We start from the raw sequence: 26,690 nt of genomic DNA, 5'->3' as shown, positions 1-26,690 counted from the left end.
GCATCAGAATCCGAGAAAATCCAAGGCCTTACGCCACCAGGCTCGTCGCCCCCGCTCGGCGAGATCGCCATAGCCGACATAGTTGATGCGCGCATCGCTGATTCGCGTGGACAGCACCACGTTGCCATCGGACACGTCTTGCGGGCGCACTCGACCTTCCAATTGAATCTTTTGCTGCTCATCGTTGATGGTGAGCATCTGCTCACCGGCGACGCGAAGATCCCCATTCGGCATGACCTCTTTGACCGCAACGGTGATTTGCGCAAGCAAGCGCCCTGCGCGCTGCGTTCTACCGCCCCCGTCGAAGTCGCCTTTCACGCCCAAGCTGGCGGCAATCGACGGATTGCGCGTCAGATTCACGTCTGCCGCGATGTCGTTGGAACGGCGGGTCGTCGTATCCGAATTGCTCGTCGCGCTCGCGTTCTCGAAGACCTGCACGGTCAGCACGTCATCGACGCGAAACGCCTTGTTGTCCGCCGTGATCGGTCGGAACGTCTCCTCGCGGTACAGGCTCTCGGCCATGGCCATATTGCAGACCAGGGCCAACCCAATCGCCCAGGCGGCCCACCCCTTCACTCCACTCATCGCGTTATCTCCAGCTTCCCTCGTCCCACCACCCGCGCCAGCACCGCTTCGCTCGATGTTCTGGGGCGCACCCGAATCAACTCTCCCTGCCGACCGTCTTGCAGCACCTCGACCGGGCTCTCCACCACGACCGCGCCCCACGTCACAGTGAGCATCGCCGTCCCGCCCCGGGTGACGTCCGGCGCAGACTCCACGTCGTCGGCGCCCAACACTTGCCCAGCGCGCACGACTCGCCGCAGCCTTGTCGCGGCCAGCGCAGATTGGGTCATGCCTTCGAGCGACATCGGTGTGCGGCGCACCGCGTCGAGCGGCATGTCCCGCATTTCAAACGCGGCGGGGAACACCGCGACACCGGGCGATTGATCGCTAAGCGCCACCCATACGCGCCGTTTGCCCTCGACGCGAAAATTCACCGGTACCGTCTTGCCGGGTTGACCGTCCACCCGAATGTCGATCCACACTGTCGCGACCGCGCCCATCGTCCCCGGCGGCAACTCCCTCGCCACCAGATCGATCGTGCCCGGAGGCAAATCGATCGACTGGCCTCGGTCGATGGGTGTGAGTCGTAAATCGCTCACCTCCCCGGCCATCCGATCTTGCAAGCTGCGCCGGGCCAACGCGTCCAACCGCTCCCAAGCAAGCGCCTGCGTTCGGGTGTCGACCTGAACGGCGCTCGCGCCACGCCATTGCACACGGCTCGCCCGCCCGACCTGCGCATTGACCCAGCGCTCAAGTGCCTCGCGGGTCAATCGTGCCGGTGCGCCGACCGGTGGTGCAGGCCCCAGGTCGATCGACGCCAGACGGTCTTGCAGGGCAGCGTCGTCCGCGCGAATTTCGGCGATGTCCGCCAATTTCACGCTCGGCCGCGTGACGCTGGCCTGCCCCATGAGGCGAACTTCCGCATCGGGGCTTTGCTGAGCCTGTGCATGTCCCGCGCAGGCGTAACACAAGGCGATCGAGGCCAAGCCGCGCCGCAGCCATGCGCCGACGCTCATTGCCCCGCTCAACGACGCAGGTTGTTGACCATGCCCAGCATTTCGTCAGCCGCCTGAACGACTTTCACGCTGGCTTCATAGGCACGCTGGGCGACCATCAGGCCAACGGTTTCATCGACGAGTTTGACGTTCGAACCTTCGAGAAACCCTTGCTGTAACGTTCCAACTCCGTTCTGTCCCGGGGTCACCTGGATGGCGGCGCCAGACGCCTCGTTCGCGCGATATGTGTTTTCACCCAGCGCGGTCAACGATCCAGCGTCCGTAAATCGAACGAACTCCAGACGGCCGGCTTCAACCGGCGTCGCCTGCCCGGCGATGGTGATATTCACGGTGCCGTCAGCCGCGATCGTGAGCGACTGCGCGTTATCGGGAATGGTGATACCGGGACGCAGTGCGTAGCCACTGGCAGTGGCCAATAGGCCATCGCTGTTGACGCGCAGCGTGCCGCCGCGTGAATACGCTTCGCTGCCATCCGCAAGCGTCACGCCAAGGAAACCTTCGCCCTGGATGGCGAGGTCCATCGGTGCGGCCGTCTTTTTCATATCGCCGCCATCGAAAATTTTGGCCATGTGGCCGACCGCAACGCCACTGCCGAGCTGCGGCAGTACCGCGAGCGGACCGCCCACGGCGGACTCGGCCGCGCGCGCCACCGACGTGACTTCGCGAGCGATCAAATCCGTGAAACTCACCGTGTTGCGCTTGTATCCCGTCGTGTTGACGTTGGCCAGGTTCTGCGCAATGGTGTCCACGTTGAGCTGCTGCGCCTGCATGCCCGTGGCGCCAATGTAGAGTGCGTCGATCATCTTCGTTTCCTGTTGTGTTCCGCGTCTCGTTCTGATGAGATCGTTGCCGGCCTGCCGGACTTACTCCGAGAGTTTTCGAATGGCGTTGCCAAGCATGTCGTCATACCCCTGCGCCACCTTCTGCATCGACTCGAAGTGCCGCATGGTCTGCATGAGTTGCACCATTTCCTGCATGTTGGTGACGTTGGCGTTCTCCAGATATCCCTGACGAACTTGCAGGTCGACATCCTGAACGGTCGTACCGGAATCGCCGCCAGCGTAGGCGCCATAGCCCAAGGACGTCATGTTCTGCGCACGCTCGAATCGAACCACGCGCAATTGCGCGACAACGCGGCCGTCCTCTGCCACATTGCCGGCGCTATCGATCACCGGATGGCTTCCGGTCAATGCAATCTCGCCCCCTTTACCCATGACGGGGTCCCCTTGCTCGGTAACCAAGCGACCTCGGGTATCGACGTGAAAATTGCCTTTGCGCGTGTACGCCGGGCCGCTTTGTGTCGCGATTTCGAAGAAGCCATCGCCAGCGATCGCGAGGTCGAGCGGGGCGCCGGTTCGTTTCAGGGTTCCGGGTCTGGGATCGATGCGTTGCGCGAGCGCGCCGGTACTCGCCTGTGCAACGTTCTGCGACGCGTCGCCAGACAAGCCCGAGACCATCGCACTAAAACCCGCACTGACCGGCACCTGCCGCTTGTAACCGGGGGTTGAGAGATTGGCGAGGTTGTTGGCCACGCCATTGAGTCGCGCCATATCGTCCTGCATGGCGTAGAGCGCGACCGCGAGAATATCTGTCATGAACGTCGTGACTCCTTCAGGCAGCGGCGGGCTGGGTAGCCACGACGCCGAAAGACTTCAACTCGAACGATTGCGGAATCTCCGACATCGACAACACCCGCAAATGGGGCACGGCGCGCTCGGAAAGTGCTCGGATATGTCGGCGTAACTCCGGCGAACACAGCAATACCGGAAGGAGGTTGCTCTTCATCATTCGCTCGGTTTGATAGGCCAACCTGGTGATGAACAATTCGGCCAGTCCGGGATCGACGACAAACGGCTGTCCCGCATCGGCCCCCCGCACGCTGTGGAGGAACTGGCTTTCCAGCCCGGCATCGATGGTCAGCACGTGCAGACCACTCGCCTCTCCGGCCAAGCCCTGGCAGATAGCCCGGCCGAGGCGCTGGCGCACACGCTCGGTCAGGAATCCGATGTCCTTGCTGATCCGCCCCGCTTCGAGGGCGGCCTCGAGGATCGCTACCAGATTGCGAATACTGACTTTCTCGCGAAGCAGGTTTTGCAGCACGCGTTGAATGTCGCTTGCTGAAAGGACCGTCGGGAAAATCTCCTCGACGAGCGTCGGCTGACTTTGACGAACTCTCGCCAACATGCGCTCGACTTCGGCACGCGAGAGCAATGTGGCCGATTCGCGTCGAATCACTTCCGTCAAATGCGTCATCAGGACGGTCTGGGCATCCACGAGGGTGAACTTGGCCGCGATGGCCGCCGCCCGTTGCGACTCGTCGATCCAGATCGCAGGCAGGCCGTAGGTGGGTTCCTTGGTTGCCTCTCCCTTGAGGTGCCGGGTGTCGCCGCTGGGATGAATCGCCAATACCTGATCGAGCTTCGATTCGCCGCGAGCAACGGTTACGCCATCGACCTGAATCTCGTACTGATGCGGACCGAAGCGCTCCTGCGTGCGGAAGCGGACCTTGGGCAACACCATGCCGAGTTCTTGCGCAAACTGATTCCGAAAAATCACCAGACGGTCAGACAGCAACGTGCCTTCGGCCACCACACCCGCCCAGCGCTGCCCCACGCTGACTTCGATCGGTTCGATAACCAGTTGCCGGTAGGGGTCGTCGGTTTCTCCCTCGTTCGTGTCGGTTGCGCCATCGCTTGGTGTAGCCGCGTTATCGCGGTCTGCCGCCTTGGCTCGCGATCGGAAGGTCAGCCACGCCGCACCGAACAACACAACGAACAACGGGATCGCAGGCAAGAGCGGAACGCCCGGCAACGCTACGAGCCCCGCAAGCGCGGCGCCTGCGATCAGCAGTGTTTTGGGAAACGAGGTGATTTGGCGGAAAACTTCTTCGCTCAGGTTCGAATCGGACGCGGATCGCGTCACGATGATGCCGGTACCCACGGCGATCACGAGGGCAGGCACCTGCGTGACGATGCCGTCGCCGATGGTCAGCAGGGTGTAGGTCTGGAGCGCTTCGCCCCAAGGCATGCCGTGTTGAATGACGCCGATGACCAGCCCGCCGATGCTATCGACGAGCAAGATGATGATGCCCGCGATGGCATCGCCTTTGACGAATTTGCTCGCGCCATCCATCGCGCCGTAAAACGCCGCCTCCTTTTCGAGGTTCTTGCGCCGGCGCTGGGCCTCGACTTGATCGATGAATCCCATGTTGAGATCGGCATCGATACTCATCTGCTGACCGGGCATGCTATCCAACGTGAAGCGCGCCGCGACTTCCGACACACGTTGTGCGCCGTTCGTGACGACGACGTACTGCACGACGATCAGTATCAGGAACACGATGATGCCGATCACGTAGTTTCCGCCCACCACGTGGCTGCCGATCGCGCCGATCACTTTACCGGCGTCGCCTTCGGACAAGATCAGCCGGGTGGCCGCGACATTGAGCGACAGCCGGAAAAGCGTAGCGATCAGCAGCAACGACGGAAACGTCGAGAATTCGACGGGCCGGGCCATGTAAAACGTCAGCAACAAAATCAGACAGGCGAAGCTGATATTCGCCATGATCAGGAAGTCGAGGAGCGCGCTGGGAATGGGCGCGAACAACACCAGCAGCACGCCAAGCACCAATGCGACGAGTGCGATGTCCGTGTGCTTGCCGAGCACGTGGCGAAGCGCGTTCACGTCGCACCTCCAACGGCATTGGCGTCGCGCTCACGTGCACGGCGCTGGGCGTCACGCATCGACAGCACCCAGACCATAATGCGGGCGACCTGCGCGAAGGTATGCGTCGGAACGTGGTGTCCGATCAACGAGCGGAAATAGAGCTCCCGCGCGAGCGGCGGATTTTGCACGATGGGAATGGCGTGCCGCATGGCGATCGTTCGAATCATCCACGCCAGTTGTCCCGTCCCCTTGGAGAGCACCTGGGGAGAGGACATCACGCCATGCTCGTAGCGCAACGCCACGGCAAAGTGCGTCGGGTTCGTGATGATGACGTCAGCGTTCTTTGTGTCGGCCACACTCGTCATTTTCGCGAGCATTTCCTTGCGCATCGCTTTAAGTCGCGCCCGAATCGATGCGTCGCCCTCGCGCTGCTTGGACTCGTCTTTGACTTCGCGCCGGCTCATCCGCATCTGTTTATTGAACTCCCGACGCGAATATGCGAAGTCGAGTATGGCCAGACAGGCCAATGCTGCGCCACAGGCGAGCCCAATCGAGGTGAGGTCGTTGAGAAACAGGCGCACCATGCCTTGCGGCGGCAACGCAGCAAGACTGACCAGATTCGGCGCGATGTGCTCCATCGCCAGATAAGTGACGACCGCCAACACGGTCAACTTCAGGAGCGCACGAGCGGTGTCGAACAGCGAGCGCATTGAGAGCAGCTTCTTGAAACCGTTGACCGGATTCAAACGGTTGATGTCGAACACGAGTGCCTTGGGTGCGAATACGGGGCCTGTCTGCACCACATTCGCGAGGACCCCTGCGATGCAAATGGCGAACAGAAGCGGGAAAAGCAAGTCGCTCAATTGGCCGAGCACCGACTTCCACAGGGCGATGGAATAAACACGGTCCCGTTCGCTCGCCAGGCTCATTGATGCAAACAGCCGTTGCTCGATAGCGAGAAACCGGTTGATGGCGTCCCACGCGTTCGCGTGGCAATACGCCACTGCGACAACGAACACGACGGCAGCGGGCACATCGGCGCTCTTGCCGACGCTTCCCTTCTCGCGCGCTTTGCGCAGCTTGTGCGGTGTCGCCTTTTCGTTGCGGTCTAAATCCTGATCAGCCATTGGGTAACACGGCCTCCCAGAACGAGAATGTCAACGCATATGCCCGGTCCATCGGCCCATGCATGAGCGGTAGCCAGATGGCGAGGGCGACCACGCCGACGACAATTTTCAGTGGGATGCCGAACGCAAACATGTTCATCTGCGGCATGTTGCGAGCGAGCGCGCCGAGGCAGAACTCCACCAACAACAGACACAGCACCACAGGCGCCACCAAGGTGAACCCCAACGTCCACATACTGCCGGCCTGCTTGATGACCAGCGCGACCGAATCCGGATTTCGCCATGCCGCACCGGGCGCGACCATCCGGAAGCTGTAGGCCAGGCCGCGCACGAGCGTGTGATGTCCGTTTGCGAGAAAAAACAGGAAGATTGCCAATTGATTGAAGAGGCCTGTAATCACGGGTGCCTGGCGAAGGGTTACAGGATCGAATACCTGCCCGATGCCAAACCCGATCTGTACGTCGAGGAGCCGACCGGCCACCGAAAAACAGGCGAAGGACGCCAGTACGCCCAGCGCCAACGTGGCACCCAGCGCGGCTTCCGAAATCACGCCCCCCACCACGTCGCCCAGCTCAACTGGGATTTGGCGCTCGGGTTGCGCTGTCCCGCCAACGAGCGCGACTGCCAGTCCGACGACCAGAAAAAACCTGACCACAGGCGGAATTCCACTCATCGTCAGCACCGGCGTGACCAGAAGGAGCGCGGCGATGCGGGTCGCGACGAGTAGTACCGTCAGGAGCCAAGCGGCATCGATATGGGGAATTGCCAACATGTTGGTTTGCCGTCAAAACATGCCCGGAATACCGAGCCAGAGTTTCGTGGCAAACGAGGTGATCTTCTGGAGCATCCATGGCCCAAAGAAAATCAGGCCCAGCCCTGCGGTGAGAAGCTTCGGCACAAACGTGAGCGACATTTCCTGAATCTGCGTGACGACCTGGAAGATACTGACCATCAAGCCGACCGCCATGGTGAGCGCCAAAATGGGGAAACAAACCTGAATCCCCGTCCACAGCAACTCGGCCATCAATCGCAACGCAAAATCCGAATACATCCCCCATCCCCCGTGACCCGCTGCGCCAGGCGCTCCCGCGCGCGAATCAGATACTTATTTTCCTTACAAATAGTTACACATTATTGCATTTAGTTACTTAGATGTCATACCAATGGATAGCAGCGGATTCCTGATGTTGTGTATTCCGACACGTTGCCCGTTCATGTATTGACGGGCAAAAAAGTTATGTTGTAAGCGATTGCTTCATTCGCCCGAACCGACATTCCCACGCTGGAACACCGAATCGAGCATGGGGGCGTAGCAATTCTGATGGACCATCGGATTGCTATTCATCTCCAGCAACCAAAGTTGATCGTTGGCGTCGAGAATGGCATCGACAGTAAAAACTGAGCCGTTTTTGACGGATTCCGGAATCCCACACCAGAGCACTTCGCCCACTTGGTGCAAATAGTCCATCAAGGCACTCGATTGATTCGCGAGGCAATCCCGATCCTTTAATTGCCAGACGTCGTAGGGCGTTGCGAACTTGAAATCGAGATAAACACGCTCGCCCTGCGGCACGACATCGTCGGCCTGCCGTCCCTGCCAGGCCAGCATTTCGCCACTCGTTTCGAGCGAATACGATCGGTCGAAGCTGCCGCGACGCTCGGTTGCCAGGGCATTGAGCGTCCGACGGCCATCACCGATCAAGTGAGGGAGTTCCAGCGCTTCCATCGCAACCGGCTTGGCATTCCAATACCAGATCTTGCAGGTCCGCCCCAAGATAAACGCTTCGCAGTAATCCGAATCAAGCAACTCGGGGGCTGGGGCGTCCTGACGATTGCGAAACGGACCGAGAATGTTCTGTCCAAACGAGCCATTACGGCGTTTGACGATGTAGTCTGCTGCGAGCGCCGGCTCGTGGGGCCGCCAGGCGGGTGTCACCCGCAATTGATGGGCTTCGCAATACCGCTTGAAGACAATTTTGTCGGTTGATATCGGCCAGCTCTTGACGGTATACGGCAACCAGCCCGCGAAACCATTCGCCGCCTCTTCGGTTAGCCCATTGGTATAGGCTAGCGAGTCCGTCGGGGTCCGGAAGGAGAACTTCGGAATCAACGCGACCGACCTCGTCCCCACCGTCACCGTCGCACGGTAAGTCAGCGCATCGAACGACAACGCGCCTTCAGCCGCAAGCGCCCAGCGCCGCACGGCCGTGATGTGCGCGTTCAAATTGAAGATATGAAACACCAAGACTCCTGATCGTTGCGCCAGTCCTGCCGACAGCGTGTTATCCGGTGATCGCTCACGCAAATGGGTGAGGGAATCGCGCCTCGCGAACGCAAGACGACATCGTCCCCAGGGGCATTCGCCCGTATCCAAACGTCACGGGGATCATTCCCGGAACGACGGCACGCGCCGTAAACAGTGCATTCCCGCTATACGTGCGGGGCGCGTCCGCAAGCGTCAGATCGACAAAAAACGGCTCCCAGCCCATATCGATGACTTGATCGAGAACGTCCCGGCGCATCGCCGCACGGCAATTTTCGAAGGCGTCGTGTGTCATCGCTGGCGCATCGATAAATAGCCGATCGGCGCGACGGTAATACCTGCGGGTCGCGTAGACATCCGAATGATCCCATGGGTAATGCACCTTCGACGGCTGCACCACTTCGGCACGCAGCGAGGCAAGACGGGCATGCGCTGCGATTTCCGCTTCGCTCAAGGCACCATGCAGGGCATCCTCAAAATCGCCCCCCGCCCCCGCGCCGAAACAAGTGAAATGTCGAGCCGGGTTTTGGATAACCGCCATGAGAACCGGTAAGACCCCCTTGTCGAGGACAAGCAGCGTGACCTCGCAACCTTCGCCTTTCAGCCAATCGAGTCGCGCCTTCAGTGTGTCGGGAATCCACGCGTCGTCAATTCGGCAGCCGGGCGCCTGCGCCCCCCAATGCCGCATGAATGCGTCGCGTTCGATCACTTCCCAAAGCGCGGCACGTTGCGCCAGCGGCTCGCTGATGTGCGAGGCACAGCCGGATGAGGTCGCCCAACAATAAGCTTCATGCGCACCCAGTTGTTTCAGGCTTTGCCGATGGAAAACGCAGTCGGCGAGCAGGAGTACATCGCGCCCGTCGCGCGAGGACTTCGCTTCCGTCCAAAGGGCTCGATCCTGCGGTCGCAGCCGCGTGAATGGAAAATCCTTGCTGCGATGCTGGCCGGCAGAGAACGACACGATCGTGGCGGGGTCGATCGCCGAGGGAAGCTCGGCCAGCCGCCCCCAGTGCAAGCGCCTTGGCGTTCGGTAAGCATGACGCTCCACGGCTTCCGCAATGGCCTTGTCCAACGCAAGGACCGGGTCGTAGGCGCGCCCCCATGCAAACTCATCGATTTCCGCAGGCACATCGATTCTTGCCTTGGCCACGTGGAACGGGAGCGAGTCCAGATCCTCCGACCATGACAGTGCCAAGGGGAGCGTCGGCGCCCCCGAGGTATCTGGCGAGTCCTGTTCAGTCCCCAGCAACCCGACCGAGAGGACGCTCGCGCGCGGCGGCAGGTCCAGCAGGCTAGCCATGCGTTCAGGATCGTAGTTCCCGAACGGGCTCCAGGCCAGATCAACGTCCGCACAATGTAGCGCCACGTTTTGAAACACGGCGCCGGCTTCAAACATCAGGAACGGATACGCACGATTGCGGTAGTTGAGCGCGACCAGGGACAAATCGGCCCACGCCACAACGATTGCGCGCACATTGACCAAGTCATCGGGCGCAATGGCCACGCGGAACACATCCGATTCGCGCCCTGCTTCGCGCACCAGCTGAGGGCCGCCATCCGCCAAGGGCCTGAATTGCACGGTGTAGCATCCCCGTGTCAATTTACCGGCATCTTGCAAGAGCACGACGCTCATCCGTAGCGTATGCAGTCCCCCGGCCGATGGCACCGGCCGACGATGGGTCAACTCGCCGAGGGGTGCGTCGGACTCGACAATTCCGTAGGCCGTCTGGAGAACACTGGAGAGGTCTGACTCGGTAAGGGGGGCGTTTCCAAACCCACGCGCCGAGACGCGCTTCGTCAGCATCGGTGTGAGACTAGAGCGTACGGGCGCAGCAAGAGAAATGGCCGCGCCCGTTTCTTCGTCCGCCGGCACACTCAGCGCCTTCACGGCGGCCCAAACGTGCCGGGGTGCCGGCAATCCGGCCGGCCCAAGGGGATGATTTGTCGCACCGGCCATGGCGGGCAACTGAATGGCGGCGTCCACCATGACACCTGCGTCGAGCAAATCCGAGACAAAGCGCGTCATTCGATCGTCGCCCCAGGTCTGCGTCGATAGTTTGCCGATGTCAACCAGACTGCTCTCGCCCCGGCACCAGACGAAAAGCTTCTCCAGCATCTTGCGAGGTGCGCGAACCGTTATGACCTCACCGCGCCACTGCACTTCGAGCCGCTTCCCAGTGATCATCGCCGGTGCGGCAAATACCGGGCAGACCCGCGCAGGGTCGCGCAATGCCTCTTCGACGACAGAAGTCGCGGAGTCTTTGGAAATCACGGGCATGTCTCAATGGAATTCTTCGAATTGTTTTGGATACCGCTGGGATATCGGCGAATCGATTGGTCGAGATTATATATAGGGCACGACCGATGACGAATTCGCTTCCCAATCAGGCGAGTCGCAAACGCGCACGCACCATGAAAGAAACAAGACGCACAAACAAAAAAGCCCTTGAAGGATCAAGGGCTTTTTGTCTTTTTGACGACGCGGGCGTCACACGTCCCGCGCACCCACCGGATTCAGCACAAAGTCATACGTCAACGAGTAGCTCCCGTCGTCGCGCCGCACCCACGGTGCGATCAGCGACTGCCTCACGCCGAAGACGGCATCCGAATCGAGCCACTCGTCGTCCGATCGAAAGACGTGCGTCACCAGCGTCTCGTAACCGGGCGCTTCGATACGGAAGTGCAAATGCGCAGGCCGCCACGGGTGCCGCCGGGTCGCCGCCAGCAACTCGCCCACTGGACCGTCCGTCGGGATCGGGTACGCCTCGGCCAATACGCTGTGGAAGTGGAATCTGCCCTCGCTGTCGGCATGCAGCACGCCTCGCCCTTCTGGATGATCGAGCTCGCTGCGCTGTACGTCGTACTTGCCTTCGGAGTCGGCCTGCCAGACATCGATCCTCGCACCCGCAATCGGCTGGCCTTCCAGGCCACGAATCGTGCCGCTCACCTCACAAGGCTCACCGGCAGCACCATTCGCCACGTCGTCGCCATTCTCGTAATGCGGCGCACCTTCAACGTAAAACGGTCCGAACACCGTCGCCTCGGTGCATTGCGGCGGCTTCGCGTTGTTCATCGCCACGGTGAGCATCGACAGCCCCAGCACGTCGCTCAGCAGAATGAACTCCTGTCGCTTGTCGTCGCATTTCTGCCCGGTCGCCGTCAGATACGCGATACCTTTTGCCCACTCGTCCTCGGTCAGTTCGACCTCGCGCGCGAAGTCGTGCAGATGGCGAACCAAGCTGGTGACGATCTCCTTGAGCCGCGGGTCGGGGGTGTCGGCAAAGCGGCCAATCACCTCTTGGGTAATCGTGTGCTGGTCGAGATTGCGCATCTGATGTCCTTGATGACGTGAATGCGCGCACGGTGCCGCGCGCCGGAATGCGGACATTATTGCGCAACCGGTCGCCGCGCGCTGCCATGCACCGCACGCCGCAACGCCGAAGCGAAGCGGCGTGCGATCACGTCACCAAAAAGGGGCCGAGACACGACTTTCTCTCATAGCCCCCCTTACCCCCCACGGGGTTTTATCGCACCAGGAACCCTGCACCCACCGGATCGTTGCGATCGATCACCCACCGCGCAGTGCCCAGCACGCTAGCCGTGCCCTTGACCGTCGGGCGCACGGCACGCGTGCCGTTCAGATCGACTTCGCCAAGCAGACACCCCTCGAACGTGCCGCTGCCGAGCAACCCTTCCGTCAGAATCGGTTCGTTCATCTTCAACTTCCCGCGCGCTTCGAACATCGCCATCATCGCGCTGGTGCCCGTGCCGCCGGGCGAGCGGTCCAACTGCCCAGCGCTGAACACGTGCACGTTCTTGTAGAACGCGCCTTCGATCGTCGGCGAATGCCAGAACGTCACGTAGTTCAGGTTGTTGACGTGCGCCTGCGTCGGGTGCTGAATGCGCATCTTCGCGTTGATCTGATCGCGCACGAGCAAGCCCAGACGCGACAGCTCGCTACCGTTTTCCGGCGAAATCCGCAGGTTGCACGGCGTCAAATCGACAATGCCGAAATAGTTGCCACCCCACACGATGTCGGCCTTCAGATCGCCGTACCCGGGCAGATGCACCGGCACGTCTTGCGCTGCAACATAAGCGGGCACGTTCTCGAAGCGCGTCCACAGCACCTCGTCGCCTTCCGTCGCCACTTCAGCGACCACCAGCCCTGCCGTGGTCTCGAAGCGAATGCGGGTGATTCCGTTCGGGCCGCGCGGCACGAAGCCGTGCGCCACCATCGCCATCGCGACAGCAATCGTGCCGTGACCGCACATGTGCGAATACTCGGTGCCGTCGATGTAGATCAGACCGGCATCGAATTCCTGACTCGACGGCGGCGTGAGGAACACACCGAACATGTCGCGGTGTCCGCGCGGCTCACGCATGAGCGCCTTGCGCAGCCAGTCGTAATTCGCTTCGAGAAAGGCGCGCTTTTCCAGAATGGTCGAACCGGCCGGGTACGGAATGCCGCTGTGGATGATGCAAAGCGGTTCACCTTCGGTGTGGGTGTAGATAACGTCGAACGCGTCTTGCTTACGCATGGCAATGGCTCCAAGTGAATCGATTGAGAGTGAGGTGTTGCGGTTAGCGCCGGTCCGACAGCATGTCGAGACCGATGGTGAGATCCAGAATCACGATCGCCACAACGGCTACCAGAATCGTCGCGCCGGACACCGCGGCGATCGTCGGGTCGATCGTGTACTGCACGTAGTTGAACAACTTGACCGGAATGGTGTTGAGGTCCGCCGTCGTGTTGAAAATCGACAACTCGACGTTGATCCAAGACGAGATGAACGCGAAGATCGATCCCGTCACGATCCCCGGGCGAATGCGCGGCAGGATCACGAGAAAGAACGTCGTCCAAGGGTTCGCGCCCAGATCGCTCGAGGCTTCCTCCAGCGCCCGCTGCTCCGGTGTCATCATCGAGAGCACCGAGCGCAGCACGAACGGCGCAACGATGATCGTGTGACCGATCAGCAGCGACAGGAAGCTGCGCGTCAGCCCGAAGTACCCGCCGAACTGCAACAGCGCAGCACCCAGCACGATATGCGGCAACGTCAACGGTGCCATCAGCACAGCGGTGAGCGCCGCCTTGCCGCGAAACTCGTAACGCGCCAGCACGAGCGACGCGGGCACCGTCAGCAAGAGCGACGCGGCCGTGGCAGCCAATGCCAGCATCGTGCTCGTCGAGAAAGCGGCCAGATAACTCTGGTCGTGCAGCATCTGCTGATACCAGCGCAGCGTGATGCCCTGCGGCGGGAACGCCAGAAACTCGGTGGCCGTGAGCGAACTGCCCAGAATCACGATCAACGGGAGCATCAAGTACGCGAGTACTGCCCACGCCACGACACGGATGGAGATGCGCGCGATCATCGGACACCTCCACGCACCGTGCCCACACGACCGGCCAACACCACCATCACCAGCGTAAACACCAGCAGCACAATGCTGAGCGCGCCACCGTAATGGACATCGAACGTCGTGCTGTACTGCTGGAAGATCAGCATCGACAGCACAGTAATGCGGCCACCAGAGAGCAACGCCGGGGTCACGTACGCCGACACCGCGAGCGTGAAGACCATGATGGCACCCGCCACGATGCCGGGCATCGTCAGCGGCAGCGTGACGTGAAAGAACGTTTCGAACGGCTTCGCGCCGAGGTCCGCCGACGCCTGCTCAAGCGACACATCCACTCGTGCCAGCGAATTGCCCACTGCGAGTACGACGAACGGCAGCAGCACGTAGACCATGCCGATCAGAATGCCCGTCTCCGTGCCGAGAAAGCGAATCGGGCGCTCGATCTGTCCCGTCATCAGCAACGTCTCGTTGACCAGCCCGTTGCGCCCAAGCAGCACCATCCAGCCGAACGAGCGCACGATATTGCTCGTGAGCATCGGCACCACCAGCAGAATCACGCAGGCGCGTCGCCACGCTTGCCAACGCACGATCCGCACCAGATACCACGCGAGCGGGTAGCCGAGCAGCACGCTGAATACCGTTGTCAGACACGCGATGCGGAAGGTGACGAGCGTGACCTCCCAGTGATAGCTATCGGCGAGTACGCGGGCATAGTTGGCGAATGTCAGCGCCGAAAACCCGGCACCGTGAGACTCCGTGAAACTCGCCACCAACACGACGGCCAGCGGTGCGAGGAAGAACGCCGCAAAGAACAGCAACGGCAATCCGATCATCCAGACCGGCGCCAGTCGCAGCGAGCGCGCTGGCTCACGGTGCGCGGGCAGCGACAGGGTCGGGTTCATGCGGCGTCCCCGATCAAGTGAACATCCGCCGGATCGAAGCCGAGATGCACCGGTGCGCCCGCACGCAGCGTCGCCGCGATACCGCTCGTGGTGCGCGCCACGATTCGTTGCGCGCCCACGTCGGCGTACAGCAACGCATGGCTGCCGATGTCGACGATATCGGCCAACACGCCGCGCATGCGACAGGTGGCGGCATCGGGCGCTGCGTTCGCAGCCTCCGCCACCACATGCAACTGCTCAGGACGCAGCACTGCGACGCCACGCGTCGGCACCGACGCCGGTGCGGGCCATTGCGCCGGGGTCGCCATATCGAGATGCAACGCACCGTCGCGCACATCGAACGCGATCATGTTGGCGTCGCCGATGAATTCAGTGACGAAGCGTGTCGCCGGACGGCGGTAAATCTCGATGCCGGTGCCCACCTGCTCGATGCGCCCCGCGTTCATGACGACGATGCGATCCGCCATCGTCATCGCTTCTTCCTGATCGTGCGTCACGAAGACGAAAGCGATGCCGAGCCGCTCCTGCAAGTGCTTGAGCTCCAACTGCATACGCTTGCGCAGCTTCATATCGAGCGCGGAGAGCGGCTCGTCGAGCAGTAACAGCTTCGGTCGATTGACGATGGCGCGCGCCAGGGCGACACGCTGCTGCTGTCCACCAGACAACTCGCGCGGATAACGCTCGCCGAAGTTTTCGAGACCGACCATTGCCAGCGCATCTCGCGAGCGCTTCGCGGCCTCGTCACGGGCGACGCCCTGACGGCGAGGCCCGAAGGCGACGTTTTCCAACACACGCATGTGAGGGAACAGCGCGTATTGCTGGAACACCGTGTTGAGCGGACGGCGGTACGGCGGCAACTGCGTCACGTCGTCACCGTCGATGGCGATGCGGCCACTGTCGGGCGTTTGAAAACCGGCGATGGCGCGCAGCAGCGTCGTCTTGCCGCAACCGCTCGGCCCGAGCAACGCGATGAACTCGCCTTGCCGCACGTCGAGGCTGATGCGATCGAGCGCCTGATAGCTGCCAAAGCGCTTGGAGACCGCGTCCAGAGATAGCAATGCTGTCATGACACTACCCTTCCTCACCGCTTCGCAGAAACCTGACGGTTCCAGGCGGACGTGATCTCCGCGCGACGCGCGTTGATCATGCTCCAGTCGAACAACTTCAGATCGTCGACCGACCCGTTCGCGCCCCAAGGCAGCTTGCGGGCCACATCGGGCGACACTTTCACACCGGCCACCGCTGGGCCGAGATACAACTTGCTCGCCAAACACGAGGCAGCCTCGGGTGTCAGTGCGGTGTTGATGAATTTCTCTGCTGCGGCCTTGTTGCGCGTGCCCTTCACAAGATGCAGGCGGGCATCCGTTGCCCACACGCCCTCTTTCGGTACGACGAAGCCGATCGGCACGCCCTTGTCGATCAGATCCCATGCGCCGACGTTGAAGTGCGCGCCGATGATGGCCTCGCCGCTCTGGAACGCATTGGTCGCAGCACCCGAGCTATCGTAGAAAAGCGAAGCGTCGAGCGACGCGAGCTTGCTGTACACCGGGCCGAGGTTCGACGGATCGACACCCAGCACGTGCGCCAAAAAGATCACGAACGGCACGCCCGCCGAGTTCGAGGGCGACGGCACCGTCACGGCACCCGCGTATTCGGGCTTCCACAGGTCTTTCCAACTGGTCGGTGGCGTCTTCACCGACTTGGTGCTGTACGTCAGACCGAGTGAGTAGTAGCCCGAGCTCACCGCATACGTCGTGTTGCCGTTGCGATAAACGCCCTTCGCATTGACGTTCTTCAGATTGGGAATCGCTGCGGGGTCGAGGTTGTCGACCACGCCCGCGTCGAAGGCCAGTTCGCTGATGCCGCCATCGAGCCATGCCACGTCGATGGTCGGGGAATTCTTTTGCTGTTGCAGCTTGGCGAGCGTTGTGGTGGAGGTGCCGATCTCGGGCGTGACCGTGATGCCGGTCGCCTTGGTGAACGGCTCGGCGACGCAAGCTTTGAACGCATCGCCCCAGTTACCGCCATACATGGCGACGGTGATGCGCTCGCGAGAGGATTGCGCGTACGCCCCGAAGGAAACCAAAGACGCGGTCGTCGCGATTGCCGTAGCAGCCAGGGCAATGGCGGACTTCCGTAAGGTGTTGCGGTTGCAGAATTTCATGTCGTCCCTCGAGGAAGGTGTGGCCAGTCATTCCAACGCTTGCAAGCATTACGTCCATCTCGTGCAATCAGCGACTTGCACTGATTCACTGTGATGCATGGTAGCGAGCAAGGGTTGTCGCCAACTTGCAAGCGTCGGTCAAAAACTTGTATAAACGCGACATCCCAAACGCTATCAATACGGCAAAACCGCCCGACGGGAGACCGGAAAAAAAATGAAGTCCGCGCCGCACGCACCGAGTTGGCTGGTGCCCGATGTCTCGCCCCGTGGCGACGACGTCGGCGATGCTGCGCGCGCCGCCACCGCCGAGGGCACCCCACCCTGCACGAAAGCCAAGCTGTCGATCGGTCTCGTCCTGCTTCATCAATTCACACTGGCAGCGTTCGCGGGTCTCATTGATGTGCTGCGTTTGGCGGCCGATCACGGCGGGCGCAGCCGTCAGATCGACGTGCATTGGCGGGTGATGAGCATGGACGGGCTGCCGCGCGAGTCGAGCGCGGGCGTGGCCATCAACGTCGAGAGCGCGCTGCCGGACGATCCGTCGTGCTTCGATTACATCGCGATGTGCGGCGGCAACGACTATCCGAATACCTACTTGCCGCCGCCATTGCGCGACTGGCTGCAACTCGCTAGCGCGAAGCGTGTGCGCATGCTCGGCATCTGCACGGGCACCTTCACACTGGCGCAAGCCGGGCTGGTTGGCTCACGCACGGTGTGTGTGCACTGGAACGTGCTGGACGCGTTTCGTACACGCTTTACGCAGACGAAAGCCGTCGTCGATCATCTGTTCGTCGACGAGGGAGATTTGATTACGTGCGCGGGTTCGACCGCTGCTATCGACCTGGGGCTGTATCTCGTGGCCCGCCATTGCGGTCAGGCCAAAGCGCAACAGGTGGTGCGACACATGATGCTGCAAGGCATTCGCCCCGCGAAGCTGCCGCAGGCGCACTTCTATGCCGATCTCTCGCACATTGCCGACGTGCGCGTGCGTCAGGCGGCGCACTTCATCGAGCAACGCATCGATAATCCGCCCACACTCGATGCCATCGCCCGCTATGTCAGCGTTGGACGGCGACAGCTGGAGCGCGCGTTTCACGAGGCACTCGGTGTCTCGCCGATGTCGTTTCTGCGCAGCATGCGCCTCGACTACGGACGTTGGCAGTTGCGGCACGACACGCGCAGCATCACCGACATTGCATTGGAATGCGGGTTCTCCGACGGTGCGCATTTCTCGCGCGACTTCCGGGCGAGATACGGCGTATCGCCGCGTGAGTTTCGGCAGAACGACGCAACTAGAGACGGCTGAAACGACAGTGCCCCACGGCGGATCTCCCGCACGTGAGGCACTGGGCTGCCGCGCGTGAACGCGGCAGTGTCGCGACTTCAGACGTCTTTCAGATCATTTATGCGCTACGCAGCGCCGGGCGCGAACCCTTGCCCAGCACGACATTGGCGATCACGGCGACCACGATGTTCAGCGCCAGCGCAATCAACCCGGTGTAGAGCGAGTACTTGTCGCCGCCCAGCGTGAAGGTGTGCACCGGCTTGATGCCGTCGGCAAACGCGAGCCAACTGCCGCACACGATGCCGAATGCCCAGCCGCACAGCAGCGCACGTGCCCCGAACCAGCCCACGAACAAGCCGAACACCAGCGCCGGGAACGTCTGCAAGATCCACACGCCACCAAGCAATTGCAGATCCAGTGCGAACTGCGTCGGCAGGAAGAGGATGAACACCAGCGCGCCCAGCTTCACGACCAGCGACACCACCTTGGCGACCTTCGCTTCCCCCTCGTTCGTAATATTCGGGTTGACGTACGGCTTCCAGAAATTGCGCGTGAACAGGTTGGACGCACCAATGGACATCACGGCGGCAGGCACCAGTGCACCGATGGCGATCGCAGCAAACGCGAAGCCCGCAAACCAGCTCGGGAACAGACCGTTGAACAACGCCGGGACGACGTCGTTGTTGGTCGGCACCTTCACCCCAGCGGCATACGCCATGAAGCCAAGCAGCGCGATCAGGCCAAGCAGCACCGTGTAGGCAGGCAGGAACACGGCGTTCTTGCGAATCGTGTTCGCATCTTTCGCCGCGAAAATCCCCGTGAGCGTGTGCGGATACATGAACGCCGCCATTGCCGAGCCGAGCGCCAGTGTCGCGAACGGCAGGAATTGCGACGGCTTGAGCGTGAGCCCGGTCGCCCCGCCCTTCTTGGCAAACACATCGCGCGCCGAATCGAACACGGCACCGTAGCCGCCCAGCTTGGCCGGTACGACAACCACCGCGACGAGCACGACGATGTAGATCATCAAGTCCTTAACGAACGCGATGAGCGCCGGTGCGCGCAGGCCCGCCGAGTACGTGTACAGGGCAAGGATGACGAACGCGGCCAGCAGCGGCAGCTCGCCGGTCAGACCCAGCGCCTTGATCACGACCTCCATCCCGATCAGTTGCAGGGCGATGTACGGCATCGTGGCTACCACGCCCGTGAGCGCAATCGCGAACTCCAGCGGGCGCGACTGATAGCGCCCGTAGACAACGTCGGCCGCAGTCACGTGACCGGCCTTGTGCGCTGCATGCCACAGCTTCGGCATGATCAGGAAGACGATCGGGTAGACGAGAATCGTATAAGGCAGCGCGAAGAAGCCGTAAGCGCCCACGGCATAGACCAGTGCGGGCACAGCAATGACGGTGTAGGCAGTGTAGAAATCGCCACCGACGAGGAACCACGTGATCCACGCGCCGAAATTACGGCCGCCCAGACCCCACTCGTCCAGATGCGCCCCTTTGTTCGATGGGCCTGCCATCCAGCGCGACGCCCAGAACCCCATGACGGTGACGAGGACAAAGAAAAACACGAAGACCGCGAGCGCGGTCCAGTTGATACCGGCGGCGCCCATTTACTCTTCCCCTTTCTTCAGACCATCGCGAAATACGATCCAGATCAGCAGCGATGTCACCGGTACCCAGGCGAACTGGTACCAGTAGAAGAACGGAAATCCCCAGAGCGTTGGCAGCTCACTGTTGTAGAACGGCACCCACAACAAACCGATAAACGGCAGCAATAGCAATAACCGCATTTCAGCAAGTCTCCTCTTGTTTTAATTCGGCGAAGGCGCATGTCGATCACGCGTAAATACACTCTAGCCGAACGATGTAGGATTTGCTGAAGACCCCCGAAAGCCCGCCAGCAGCGGGTTTCCGGGGTTTTATGCGATGTTGTGCGTGTTAAAACTCAATAACGAATTACGGTCGCTTTATTTTGGTTTTATTTACCGAAATCGGCATTGACGATTTTCAACGTATTCAATTGCCGCTTTTCGCCTGGTAATACGCCTGCGCCAATGCCACCCAATAACGGACGCCGTCACCGATGATGTCGTCGTTGAAGTCGTACGCCGGATGATGCAACCCAACGCCGGTCTCTCCTCGCGGTGCATTGCCGATCAGCACGTACGCACCCGGCTTCGCCTCCAACATGAAGCCGAAGTCCTCCGACGTCATGTTGGGCGGCACGTCGGCGTGGGTCGCCGCGTCGCCGAACGTGTCGCGAATGACTTGCTCGCACAACGCCGTCTCGTGCTTCGTGTTCACCGTGGCGGGGTAGTACTGGAAGAATTCCGTCTCGATCGTCGCCCCGGAGGCTAACGCCAAACCATCTCCAATACGGCGAATACCGTCTTGCAGTTGATTGAGGACTTCCGACGATAGCGTTCGGATCGTGCCGCGCAGCTCCGCCGTGTCCGGAATCACGTTGTCGGTATCTCCCGCATGCATCATGCACACGGAAACGACCGCCGGTGCGACCGGGTCTTTATGCCGTGCCGCGAGCGTCTGGCACTGAAGCACCATCGAACAGGCCAGCGGAATGGGGTCGAGCCCGAGATGCGGCTGCGCGGCGTGCGCGCCTTTGCCGCGAATGGTGATGCGAAAGCGCACGCCAGCGGCCATGATGGCCCCCGTGCGCAAGCCGAACTCACCCGCAGGCAGTGTCGGCCAGTTGTGCATGCCGAAGACGGCTTGCGTTGGAAATCGCTCGAACAGGCCGTCGTCGATCATCTTTTGTGCGCCCGCGCCGCCCTCTTCCCCAGGCTGAAAGACGAAGTGCACCGAGCCCGGCAGTTGCGGCAGCTCTCGCAACGCACGCGCCGCCCCAAGCAGCATCGTGGTGTGACCGTCGTGTCCGCAGGCGTGCATCACACCGTGGTGACACGACGCGTGGTCAAAGGTGTTGGCTTCCTGAATCGGCAGCGCGTCCATGTCGGCGCGCAATACGATGCCGCGTGTGGGGTCTTGCCCCGGCAGCGTCGCAACGACGCCTGTGCCCGCCATCCCGCGATCGACTTCGTATCCAAGCGACGTCAGGTAATCGGCAACGACATCGGCCGTGCGACGCTCTTCGAAGCGCAATTCGGGATGCGCGTGCAAGTCCCGGCGCAGGGCGCGCAGTTCGTCACTGCCAAGGGCTAGCAGTGCGTCCAGATCGCTGGAGGGCATCATGTCTGAGATTCCTTCTGGGTTGGCTCGTGATCGAGATTGGCGAGCGCTAGCAGCATGCCAACGCACGCATCGGCAACTTCACGCCCTTTGTGACGCAGGTGCTCGTCGAAGAAGCCGTAGTGCTCGTCGTGCGAATGAAAGTGGTGCGGCGTCAGGGACATCGAGAACACCGGCACATCGGTATCGAGTTGCACGCGCATTAAGCCGTCGACGACCGCTTTCGCCACGAACTCGTGACGGTAGATGCCGCCGTTGACGACCAACGCGGCCCCAACGATGGCGTCGTATTGCCCGGTTTTGGCGAGGCGTCTCGCGAACAACGGGATCTCGAAAGCGCCCGGCACATCGAAATGCCGAATGGCATCGGCGGGCACGCCAAGCTCTGTCATGCGTGTCTGAAACGCGTCGCGTGCGCCGTCGAGCAGATCGGCGTGCCAGCCCGCCTGCACGAAGGCAATGCGGTGAATTTCTAGGGAATTCGTCATAGCTTGTCTGTCACGCGAGACGCCCGCACCCGGTGTGACCCGTTGGCGCAGGCGTCTCGCTCACTTCATTAGCAAGTTGTCAGCGCGCGTCAGGACGCATCGGCGGACAAGCGTGCTGCGCCCGCCGTGCGGCGCGTGAGCAACGTCACGACCACCAGCGTCACCACGTTGAACACCAGCGCGACGATGCCGACGTTCAGGTCCTTGAGCGCGTCGGGGAAGAACGGGAACAGCACGGCCACCGACTTCTTGGTGAGCGACACCCAACCGACCGTCGCCACGCCGACGATGATGCTGGCGAACGCCGCCGGACGCGTAATCAGGTGCTTGCCGATCAGGCTCGCCAGCAGCACCGGGAACAGCTGCGTCACCAACGCATAGGCCATCAGCAGCAACGCCACGATGGTCTGCCCGCCGTTGAGCGTGAACAACACCGCGAGCGCCATGACCACCGGCGCCAGCCACTTCGCCACACGGGCCACATGCGCATCGCTCGACTTCGGACGCAGCGGGCGATACACGTTGTTCGCGAGCAGCGTGGCGGACGTCATCAGAATCATCGATCCCGGCACGAGGGCCGTCAGAATCCCCGCAGCACCGATCACGCCGACGAACCACGGATCGAACGTCTTGAGCGACACCTTGAAGAGCGCCAGATCGATATCGCCGCCCGTCAAGCCCGGTACCGCCAGCACGGCCGAGAAGCCCACGAACAGGATGAACAGCAACATCAACTGGTAAATCGGCAGCACGAAGGCGTTGCGGCGCAGCACTTCTTCACGCTTGGCCGTGTACGTGGCCATGAACATGTGCGGCCACATATAGAAGCCCAGCGTCGACAGAATCACCGTGGAGACCATCCACACGGGGCTTTCACCGACGTCGCGCAAGGCGAGGAAACCGGGCTTCGCCTTTTCGATCGCCGCGAACATGTCGCCTACCCCACCGTAGTAGTGGTACGGCAGGTAAAGGCCGAGGAACACGGCGACGAACATGACGAGCGCGTCTTTAACGACAGACGTCCACGCCGAGCCATGCACGCCGGACAGCGCCACGTACACCGCCACCACGACGGCGCCGATCAGCACGCCTTGATTTGACGAAATGGCCGAGTACGACGACACGCTGACGATAATCCCCAGCCCTTTGAGTTGCAGCACGAGGTACGGCACGAGCGCCGCAAAGCCGACGATGGCGACGAGCACGCCCAGTACCGGACTGTCGTACTTCGACGCGAAGAAGTCCGGCTGCGAAATCAGATTGCGCTCCTTGGCATAACGCCAGATCGGCGGCAGCAGGAAGTACGACAAAATGAACGGCAGGCTGCCATAGCCCAGCAGGTAATACGCGCCTGCGCCGTGTCCGTAGGCATAGCCGCTGCCGCCGAGAAACACGAAGGTCGTATAGATTTCACCGGCCATCAGCAGGAAGACGATGGCCGCACCGAAGCCACGGCCGCCGACGGTCCACTGCTCCAGACTCATGTCCTTGCCGCGCCGTGCCCGGATGCCGAGGAACAGCGCCAGCGCGACCGCCAGAAAGATAAAGATCAATGCGCTATTCATACTCAGGCTCCTTCGCCACCGTGATCGGACGACGCGAGTCGCGCCTGATCGGCATAGAAAATGATGGCCATCACAATCGACGTGAGCACGAGCGCCCCTGCCAGCCATGCCAGCAGGAACGGCATGCCAAGCACGTACGGCGTGACGCGATTGACGAAAAACGGACCTACCAAAACCGCCAATACTGGTAGGAGTGCTAATAGATATATGGACCGCATGTGCGTCTCCTGGTTTGTTCCCGTTTGCTTGTCGTGCCGAACGGCGAATCGCAGATGGCGATCGATGCCGTGCGGCGCGTCACGAATGCGGCGAAGCGTGTCCCGTACGATTCCCCGCGTCGGAGCCGTCGCCGGGTTACGCCGGTTCCATCAAGTGAGAGATGCTCTTGACGTGCGTGTAGCACTCAAGCCCCTCGGTGCCGCCTTCTCTGCCGTAGCCGCTGTCTTTCACCCCGCCGAACGGGGTTTCCGAAACGGCCGAGACCAGATGATTGATCGCGAGGTTGCCGACTTCGAGTTCGTCGCCCAGCCGGTACGCGTTTGCCGCCGAGCGCGTGAACGCATAGCCTGCGAGGCCATACGGCACGCTGTTGGCGCGCGCGATGGCGTCGTCCAGACTATCGACCGGCACGATGAGCGAGAGCGGGCCGAACGGTTCTTCGATCATCGCGCGGGCATCGGACGGCACATCGGCGAGTGCTGTGAACGGGAAGACGTAGCCGGGGCCGTCGTTGCGCTCGCCACCGCAGACCACACGCGCACCACGGGCGACGGCGTCGTCGACCAGCGAGTGCAGCGCGTCAAGTCGGCGCTGGTTCACCACTGGGCCGATATCGCTCGACGACTCCAGCGCGTGTCCGGCACGAATGGCCCCGCCGTAACGCGCGAAGGCACTCACGAAGGCGTCGTAGACCTTGCGATGGACGAAGAAGCGCGTCGGTGCCACGCAGACTTGCCCTGCGTTATTGAGCTTGCCTTTGACGCAGGCGAGTGCTGCCGCTTCAGGGTCGGCATCGTCGCAGACGATCACCGGCGCGTGACCGCCCAGTTCGAGAATGGCGGGCTTCATGTGCTGGGCGGCGAGACCCGCGAGATGCTTGCCGACCGGCGTCGAACCGGTGAACGTGATGCCGCGCACGACCGGGCTGGCGATCAGATGCGACGAGATCATTGCCGGATCGCCGAAGACGAGGTTGAACACGCCGTCCGGCAGGCCCGCGTCTTGAAACGCCTGCGCCATCAGCACAGCACCGGCCGGGGTTTCCTCTGCCGCCTTGAGAATGATCGCGCAACCCGCAGCGAGCGCGCCACCGACTTTGCGGGCGGGCGAGCTCATCGGGAAGTTCCACGGCGTGAACGCGGCAATCACGCCGACCGGCTCACGTACCACCGTGTGGCGCATGCCCGGCTCGGCGGGAATCACGCGGCCATAGAGACGCTTGCCTTCATTGGCGTCCCACGTCATCAGATCGCAGCCGCGCAGCACTTCTGCCCTCGCCTGCGCCAGCGTCTTGCCCTGTTCGAGCGAGATAGCGAAGGCAATGCTCTCGACGCGCTCCTTGAGCAACGCAATGGCGCGCAGCATGATCTCGGTGCGCTGTGCGGGCGACGTACGCCGCCAAACGCGAAAGCCCTTTTCAGCAGCCGACAGTGCGGCATCGAGGTCGGCGAGCGTTGCCGTCGGCACCCTACCGATGGTCGTGCCTTCGGAGGGGTTCGTCACAGGCTGGCCCGGCGCGCTGCGCCACTGACCGCCGATCAGCATCTTGATATCAGGGTAGGAATACATTTCAACGTCTCGAAAACGGGAAGAGGAGAACGAAAGAAGACGACGCCGCGCTATCGTTTGCCACCGGCCATCCGGCGCGATTCGGGGTGCTGACGCAGCCGCCACATGGCCAGGCAACCGAGCGCCGGTCCGATGGCGAGCATGCCCATGCCACCAGCCCAGCCCAGATGTGCCGTCACGACGGGCAGCAGCCGGATGCTGGCGAGCGTGAGCAGGAACCCCGCGCAAGTCTGCGCAGTGAGCAACGTGCCGACCGATGTCGGGTCTGCCAGCTCGGCCACGGCCGCAGAGAACTGCGCCGAATCGGCGATCACCGAAAAGCCCCACACAAACGCCACGCCCACGACAATCGCCAGCGGTGCGCCCGGCAACCAACCGATAACGGCGGCGCACGTCGCGCTGATCGCCATCGCGCCAATCGTGACGAGCGTTCTGCCGATGCGGTCAGCGAGCAGCCCCCCGGCCCACGCGCCGACCGCACCGAACGCAATCACCGCAAACGTCAGCACTTCGGCCTTCTCGTGGAAGTCGGCAACGCCGTGCAAGTTCAGCGTGTATTGCAGGAACAGCCCGAGCCACGCCCACATCGCATACAGCTCCCACATGTGGCCGAGGTACCCGAGGTTCGCCAGCCGCACGGCCGGGTTGCGCCACGCTTGCGTCACCTTCGAGAAGTCGACGCGCGCGGCCCGCTTGATGTTCGGGCCGATGGCCGCGAAACCAATCGCCACACCCGAGGCCACCGCCAGCATCGCCGCGACGAGATAGACCCAGCGCCAGTCGAGGTGCTGCCATCCACCGATCAGGTGCGGACTGGCAGACCCCAGCGTCAGCGCCGCCACGAGCAATCCGATGAGCAGACCGAGGTCGGCTTTCGCCCACGTGGCCACGAGCCGGATGCCCACCGGATATACGCCCGCCATGCACATTCCTGTGAGCAAGCGCAGCGCGATCACCAGCGGGCCCGTCGGCGGCAGCACCGCCAGTGCGCCCGTCGTGAGCGCGGCCATCAAGGCCGACGCCGCGAATATCTTGCGCAAGTCGTATCGGTCCGGCAGTGCCAGCGTTGCCGACACCACGGTGCCGATGACGAAGCCAAGCTGCACGGCGCCCGTGAGCATCGCCTCGTCGCCGGACGCAATCGCCTGCGTTCGTTTGATGAGCGCGACAGCCGTTGTCGACGAAAACCAGACGCCCATCGCCGCCACCTGCGCCAGCAGCACGATCGCGAGCGACGCGACTTTGCCGCGTGGTGCGCGATGGTGGCGAGTGGTGGTCATTGAGTCCATCACGCG

At 62.0% G+C, this 26,690-nt stretch carries 25 protein-coding genes; 1 reads left to right on the top strand and 24 read right to left on the bottom strand.

Annotated elements, in window-relative coordinates:
• Positions 1–3: 3 nt before the first annotated feature.
• The 16 genes from ACPWR9_RS24865 to ACPWR9_RS24790 form a co-directional block, all read right to left on the bottom strand.
• On the bottom strand, positions 4–585 hold the full coding sequence (locus tag ACPWR9_RS24865; RefSeq protein ID WP_426301629.1) for a flagellar basal body L-ring protein FlgH: 582 nt from the start codon (positions 583–585) through the stop codon (positions 4–6).
• The gene (gene flgA, locus ACPWR9_RS24860; RefSeq protein WP_426301627.1) at positions 582–1,580 is read right to left on the bottom strand and encodes a flagellar basal body P-ring formation chaperone FlgA; all 999 of its coding nucleotides are present in this window, start codon (positions 1,578–1,580) and stop codon (positions 582–584) included. Before flgA ends, ACPWR9_RS24865 begins: the two co-directional genes overlap by 4 nt.
• 8 nt (positions 1,581–1,588) lie before the next feature.
• On the bottom strand, positions 1,589–2,383 hold the full coding sequence (gene flgG, locus ACPWR9_RS24855; protein WP_426301625.1) for a flagellar basal-body rod protein FlgG: 795 nt from the start codon (positions 2,381–2,383) through the stop codon (positions 1,589–1,591).
• 60 nt (positions 2,384–2,443) lie between these two features.
• A complete protein-coding gene (locus tag ACPWR9_RS24850; protein WP_426301623.1) occupies positions 2,444–3,175 on the bottom strand; it encodes a flagellar hook-basal body protein in 732 nt (243 codons plus the stop codon).
• 16 nt (positions 3,176–3,191) lie between these two features.
• On the bottom strand, positions 3,192–5,264 hold the full coding sequence (locus ACPWR9_RS24845; protein ID WP_426301621.1) for a flagellar biosynthesis protein FlhA: 2,073 nt from the start codon (positions 5,262–5,264) through the stop codon (positions 3,192–3,194).
• Positions 5,261–6,373 (bottom strand): EscU/YscU/HrcU family type III secretion system export apparatus switch protein, encoded by a 1,113-nt coding sequence (locus ACPWR9_RS24840; protein WP_426301619.1) that lies wholly within the window; start codon positions 6,371–6,373, stop codon positions 5,261–5,263. The genes ACPWR9_RS24845 and ACPWR9_RS24840 overlap by 4 nt, the downstream gene beginning before the upstream one ends.
• Positions 6,366–7,145: a flagellar biosynthetic protein FliR gene (locus ACPWR9_RS24835; RefSeq protein WP_426301617.1), complete on the bottom strand. Its 780-nt coding sequence runs from the start codon at positions 7,143–7,145 to the stop codon at positions 6,366–6,368. The genes ACPWR9_RS24840 and ACPWR9_RS24835 overlap by 8 nt, the downstream gene beginning before the upstream one ends.
• 12 nt (positions 7,146–7,157) lie before the next feature.
• Complete coding sequence (locus ACPWR9_RS24830) at positions 7,158–7,424, bottom strand: flagellar biosynthetic protein FliQ (protein WP_426301615.1); 267 nt, start codon at positions 7,422–7,424, stop codon at positions 7,158–7,160.
• A 204-nt stretch (positions 7,425–7,628) separates the two neighbouring features.
• Positions 7,629–8,747 (bottom strand): hypothetical protein, encoded by a 1,119-nt coding sequence (locus ACPWR9_RS24825; protein ID WP_426301613.1) that lies wholly within the window; start codon positions 8,745–8,747, stop codon positions 7,629–7,631.
• Entirely contained in the window at positions 8,671–10,908 is a 2,238-nt protein-coding gene (locus ACPWR9_RS24820) for a YcaO-like family protein (RefSeq protein WP_426301611.1), read from the bottom strand. The genes ACPWR9_RS24825 and ACPWR9_RS24820 overlap by 77 nt, the downstream gene beginning before the upstream one ends.
• A 216-nt stretch (positions 10,909–11,124) precedes the next feature.
• Positions 11,125–11,967 carry an intradiol ring-cleavage dioxygenase gene (locus ACPWR9_RS24815; RefSeq protein ID WP_426301609.1) on the bottom strand — a complete coding sequence of 281 codons (843 nt, stop codon included), beginning with the start codon at positions 11,965–11,967 and terminating at the stop codon, positions 11,125–11,127.
• Between the two features lie 193 nt (positions 11,968–12,160).
• Positions 12,161–13,174: a proline racemase family protein gene (locus tag ACPWR9_RS24810; RefSeq protein WP_150682085.1), complete on the bottom strand. Its 1,014-nt coding sequence runs from the start codon at positions 13,172–13,174 to the stop codon at positions 12,161–12,163.
• 43 nt (positions 13,175–13,217) lie between these two features.
• Complete coding sequence (locus tag ACPWR9_RS24805; protein WP_426301607.1) at positions 13,218–14,006, bottom strand: ABC transporter permease; 789 nt, start codon at positions 14,004–14,006, stop codon at positions 13,218–13,220.
• Positions 14,003–14,893 carry an ABC transporter permease gene (locus ACPWR9_RS24800; protein ID WP_426301605.1) on the bottom strand — a complete coding sequence of 297 codons (891 nt, stop codon included), beginning with the start codon at positions 14,891–14,893 and terminating at the stop codon, positions 14,003–14,005. Before ACPWR9_RS24800 ends, ACPWR9_RS24805 begins: the two co-directional genes overlap by 4 nt.
• Positions 14,890–15,960 carry an ABC transporter ATP-binding protein gene (locus ACPWR9_RS24795; RefSeq protein ID WP_426301603.1) on the bottom strand — a complete coding sequence of 357 codons (1,071 nt, stop codon included), beginning with the start codon at positions 15,958–15,960 and terminating at the stop codon, positions 14,890–14,892. The genes ACPWR9_RS24800 and ACPWR9_RS24795 overlap by 4 nt, the downstream gene beginning before the upstream one ends.
• Positions 15,961–15,974: 14 nt before the next feature.
• Positions 15,975–17,057: an ABC transporter substrate-binding protein gene (locus ACPWR9_RS24790; RefSeq protein WP_426301601.1), complete on the bottom strand. Its 1,083-nt coding sequence runs from the start codon at positions 17,055–17,057 to the stop codon at positions 15,975–15,977.
• A 214-nt stretch (positions 17,058–17,271) separates the two neighbouring features.
• Between ACPWR9_RS24790 and ACPWR9_RS24785 the strand changes: the two genes are divergently transcribed.
• Positions 17,272–18,363 (top strand): GlxA family transcriptional regulator, encoded by a 1,092-nt coding sequence (locus tag ACPWR9_RS24785; protein WP_426301599.1) that lies wholly within the window; start codon positions 17,272–17,274, stop codon positions 18,361–18,363.
• A 97-nt stretch (positions 18,364–18,460) separates the two neighbouring features.
• On the opposite strand, the gene mctP is transcribed toward ACPWR9_RS24785, so the two are convergent.
• The 8 genes from mctP to ACPWR9_RS24745 all read right to left on the bottom strand — a co-directional run bounded on the left by mctP (position 18,461) and on the right by ACPWR9_RS24745 (position 26,675).
• On the bottom strand, positions 18,461–19,957 hold the full coding sequence (mctP, locus tag ACPWR9_RS24780; RefSeq protein ID WP_426301597.1) for a monocarboxylate uptake permease MctP: 1,497 nt from the start codon (positions 19,955–19,957) through the stop codon (positions 18,461–18,463).
• Positions 19,958–20,137, bottom strand: a complete 180-nt coding sequence (locus ACPWR9_RS24775) for a DUF3311 domain-containing protein (protein WP_426301595.1) — start codon at positions 20,135–20,137, stop codon at positions 19,958–19,960.
• Between the two features lie 226 nt (positions 20,138–20,363).
• Positions 20,364–21,557 (bottom strand): M20 aminoacylase family protein, encoded by a 1,194-nt coding sequence (locus ACPWR9_RS24770; RefSeq protein ID WP_426301593.1) that lies wholly within the window; start codon positions 21,555–21,557, stop codon positions 20,364–20,366.
• On the bottom strand, positions 21,554–22,042 hold the full coding sequence (locus tag ACPWR9_RS24765) for a 6,7-dimethyl-8-ribityllumazine synthase (protein ID WP_426301591.1): 489 nt from the start codon (positions 22,040–22,042) through the stop codon (positions 21,554–21,556). Before ACPWR9_RS24765 ends, ACPWR9_RS24770 begins: the two co-directional genes overlap by 4 nt.
• 89 nt (positions 22,043–22,131) lie before the next feature.
• A complete protein-coding gene (locus ACPWR9_RS24760; RefSeq protein WP_426301589.1) occupies positions 22,132–23,607 on the bottom strand; it encodes a sodium:solute symporter family protein in 1,476 nt (491 codons plus the stop codon).
• Positions 23,608–23,609: 2 nt separating this feature from the next.
• The gene (locus ACPWR9_RS24755) at positions 23,610–23,825 is read right to left on the bottom strand and encodes a DUF3311 domain-containing protein (RefSeq protein WP_058375371.1); all 216 of its coding nucleotides are present in this window, start codon (positions 23,823–23,825) and stop codon (positions 23,610–23,612) included.
• Positions 23,826–23,961: 136 nt separating this feature from the next.
• On the bottom strand, positions 23,962–25,395 hold the full coding sequence (locus tag ACPWR9_RS24750) for an NAD-dependent succinate-semialdehyde dehydrogenase (protein WP_426301587.1): 1,434 nt from the start codon (positions 25,393–25,395) through the stop codon (positions 23,962–23,964).
• Positions 25,396–25,445: 50 nt separating this feature from the next.
• Positions 25,446–26,675, bottom strand: coding sequence for an MFS transporter (locus tag ACPWR9_RS24745; protein ID WP_426301585.1), 1,230 nt, complete (start codon positions 26,673–26,675; stop codon positions 25,446–25,448).
• Positions 26,676–26,690: the final 15 nt, after the last annotated feature.

Origin of the sequence: Pandoraea pneumonica (assembly GCF_049918595.1) — a bacterium.
Taxonomy (GTDB): Bacteria; Pseudomonadota; Gammaproteobacteria; order Burkholderiales; family Burkholderiaceae; genus Pandoraea; species Pandoraea pneumonica_A.
Note: the sequence above shows the minus strand (reverse complement) of the source record. Positions and strands in the feature narration are given on the sequence as shown.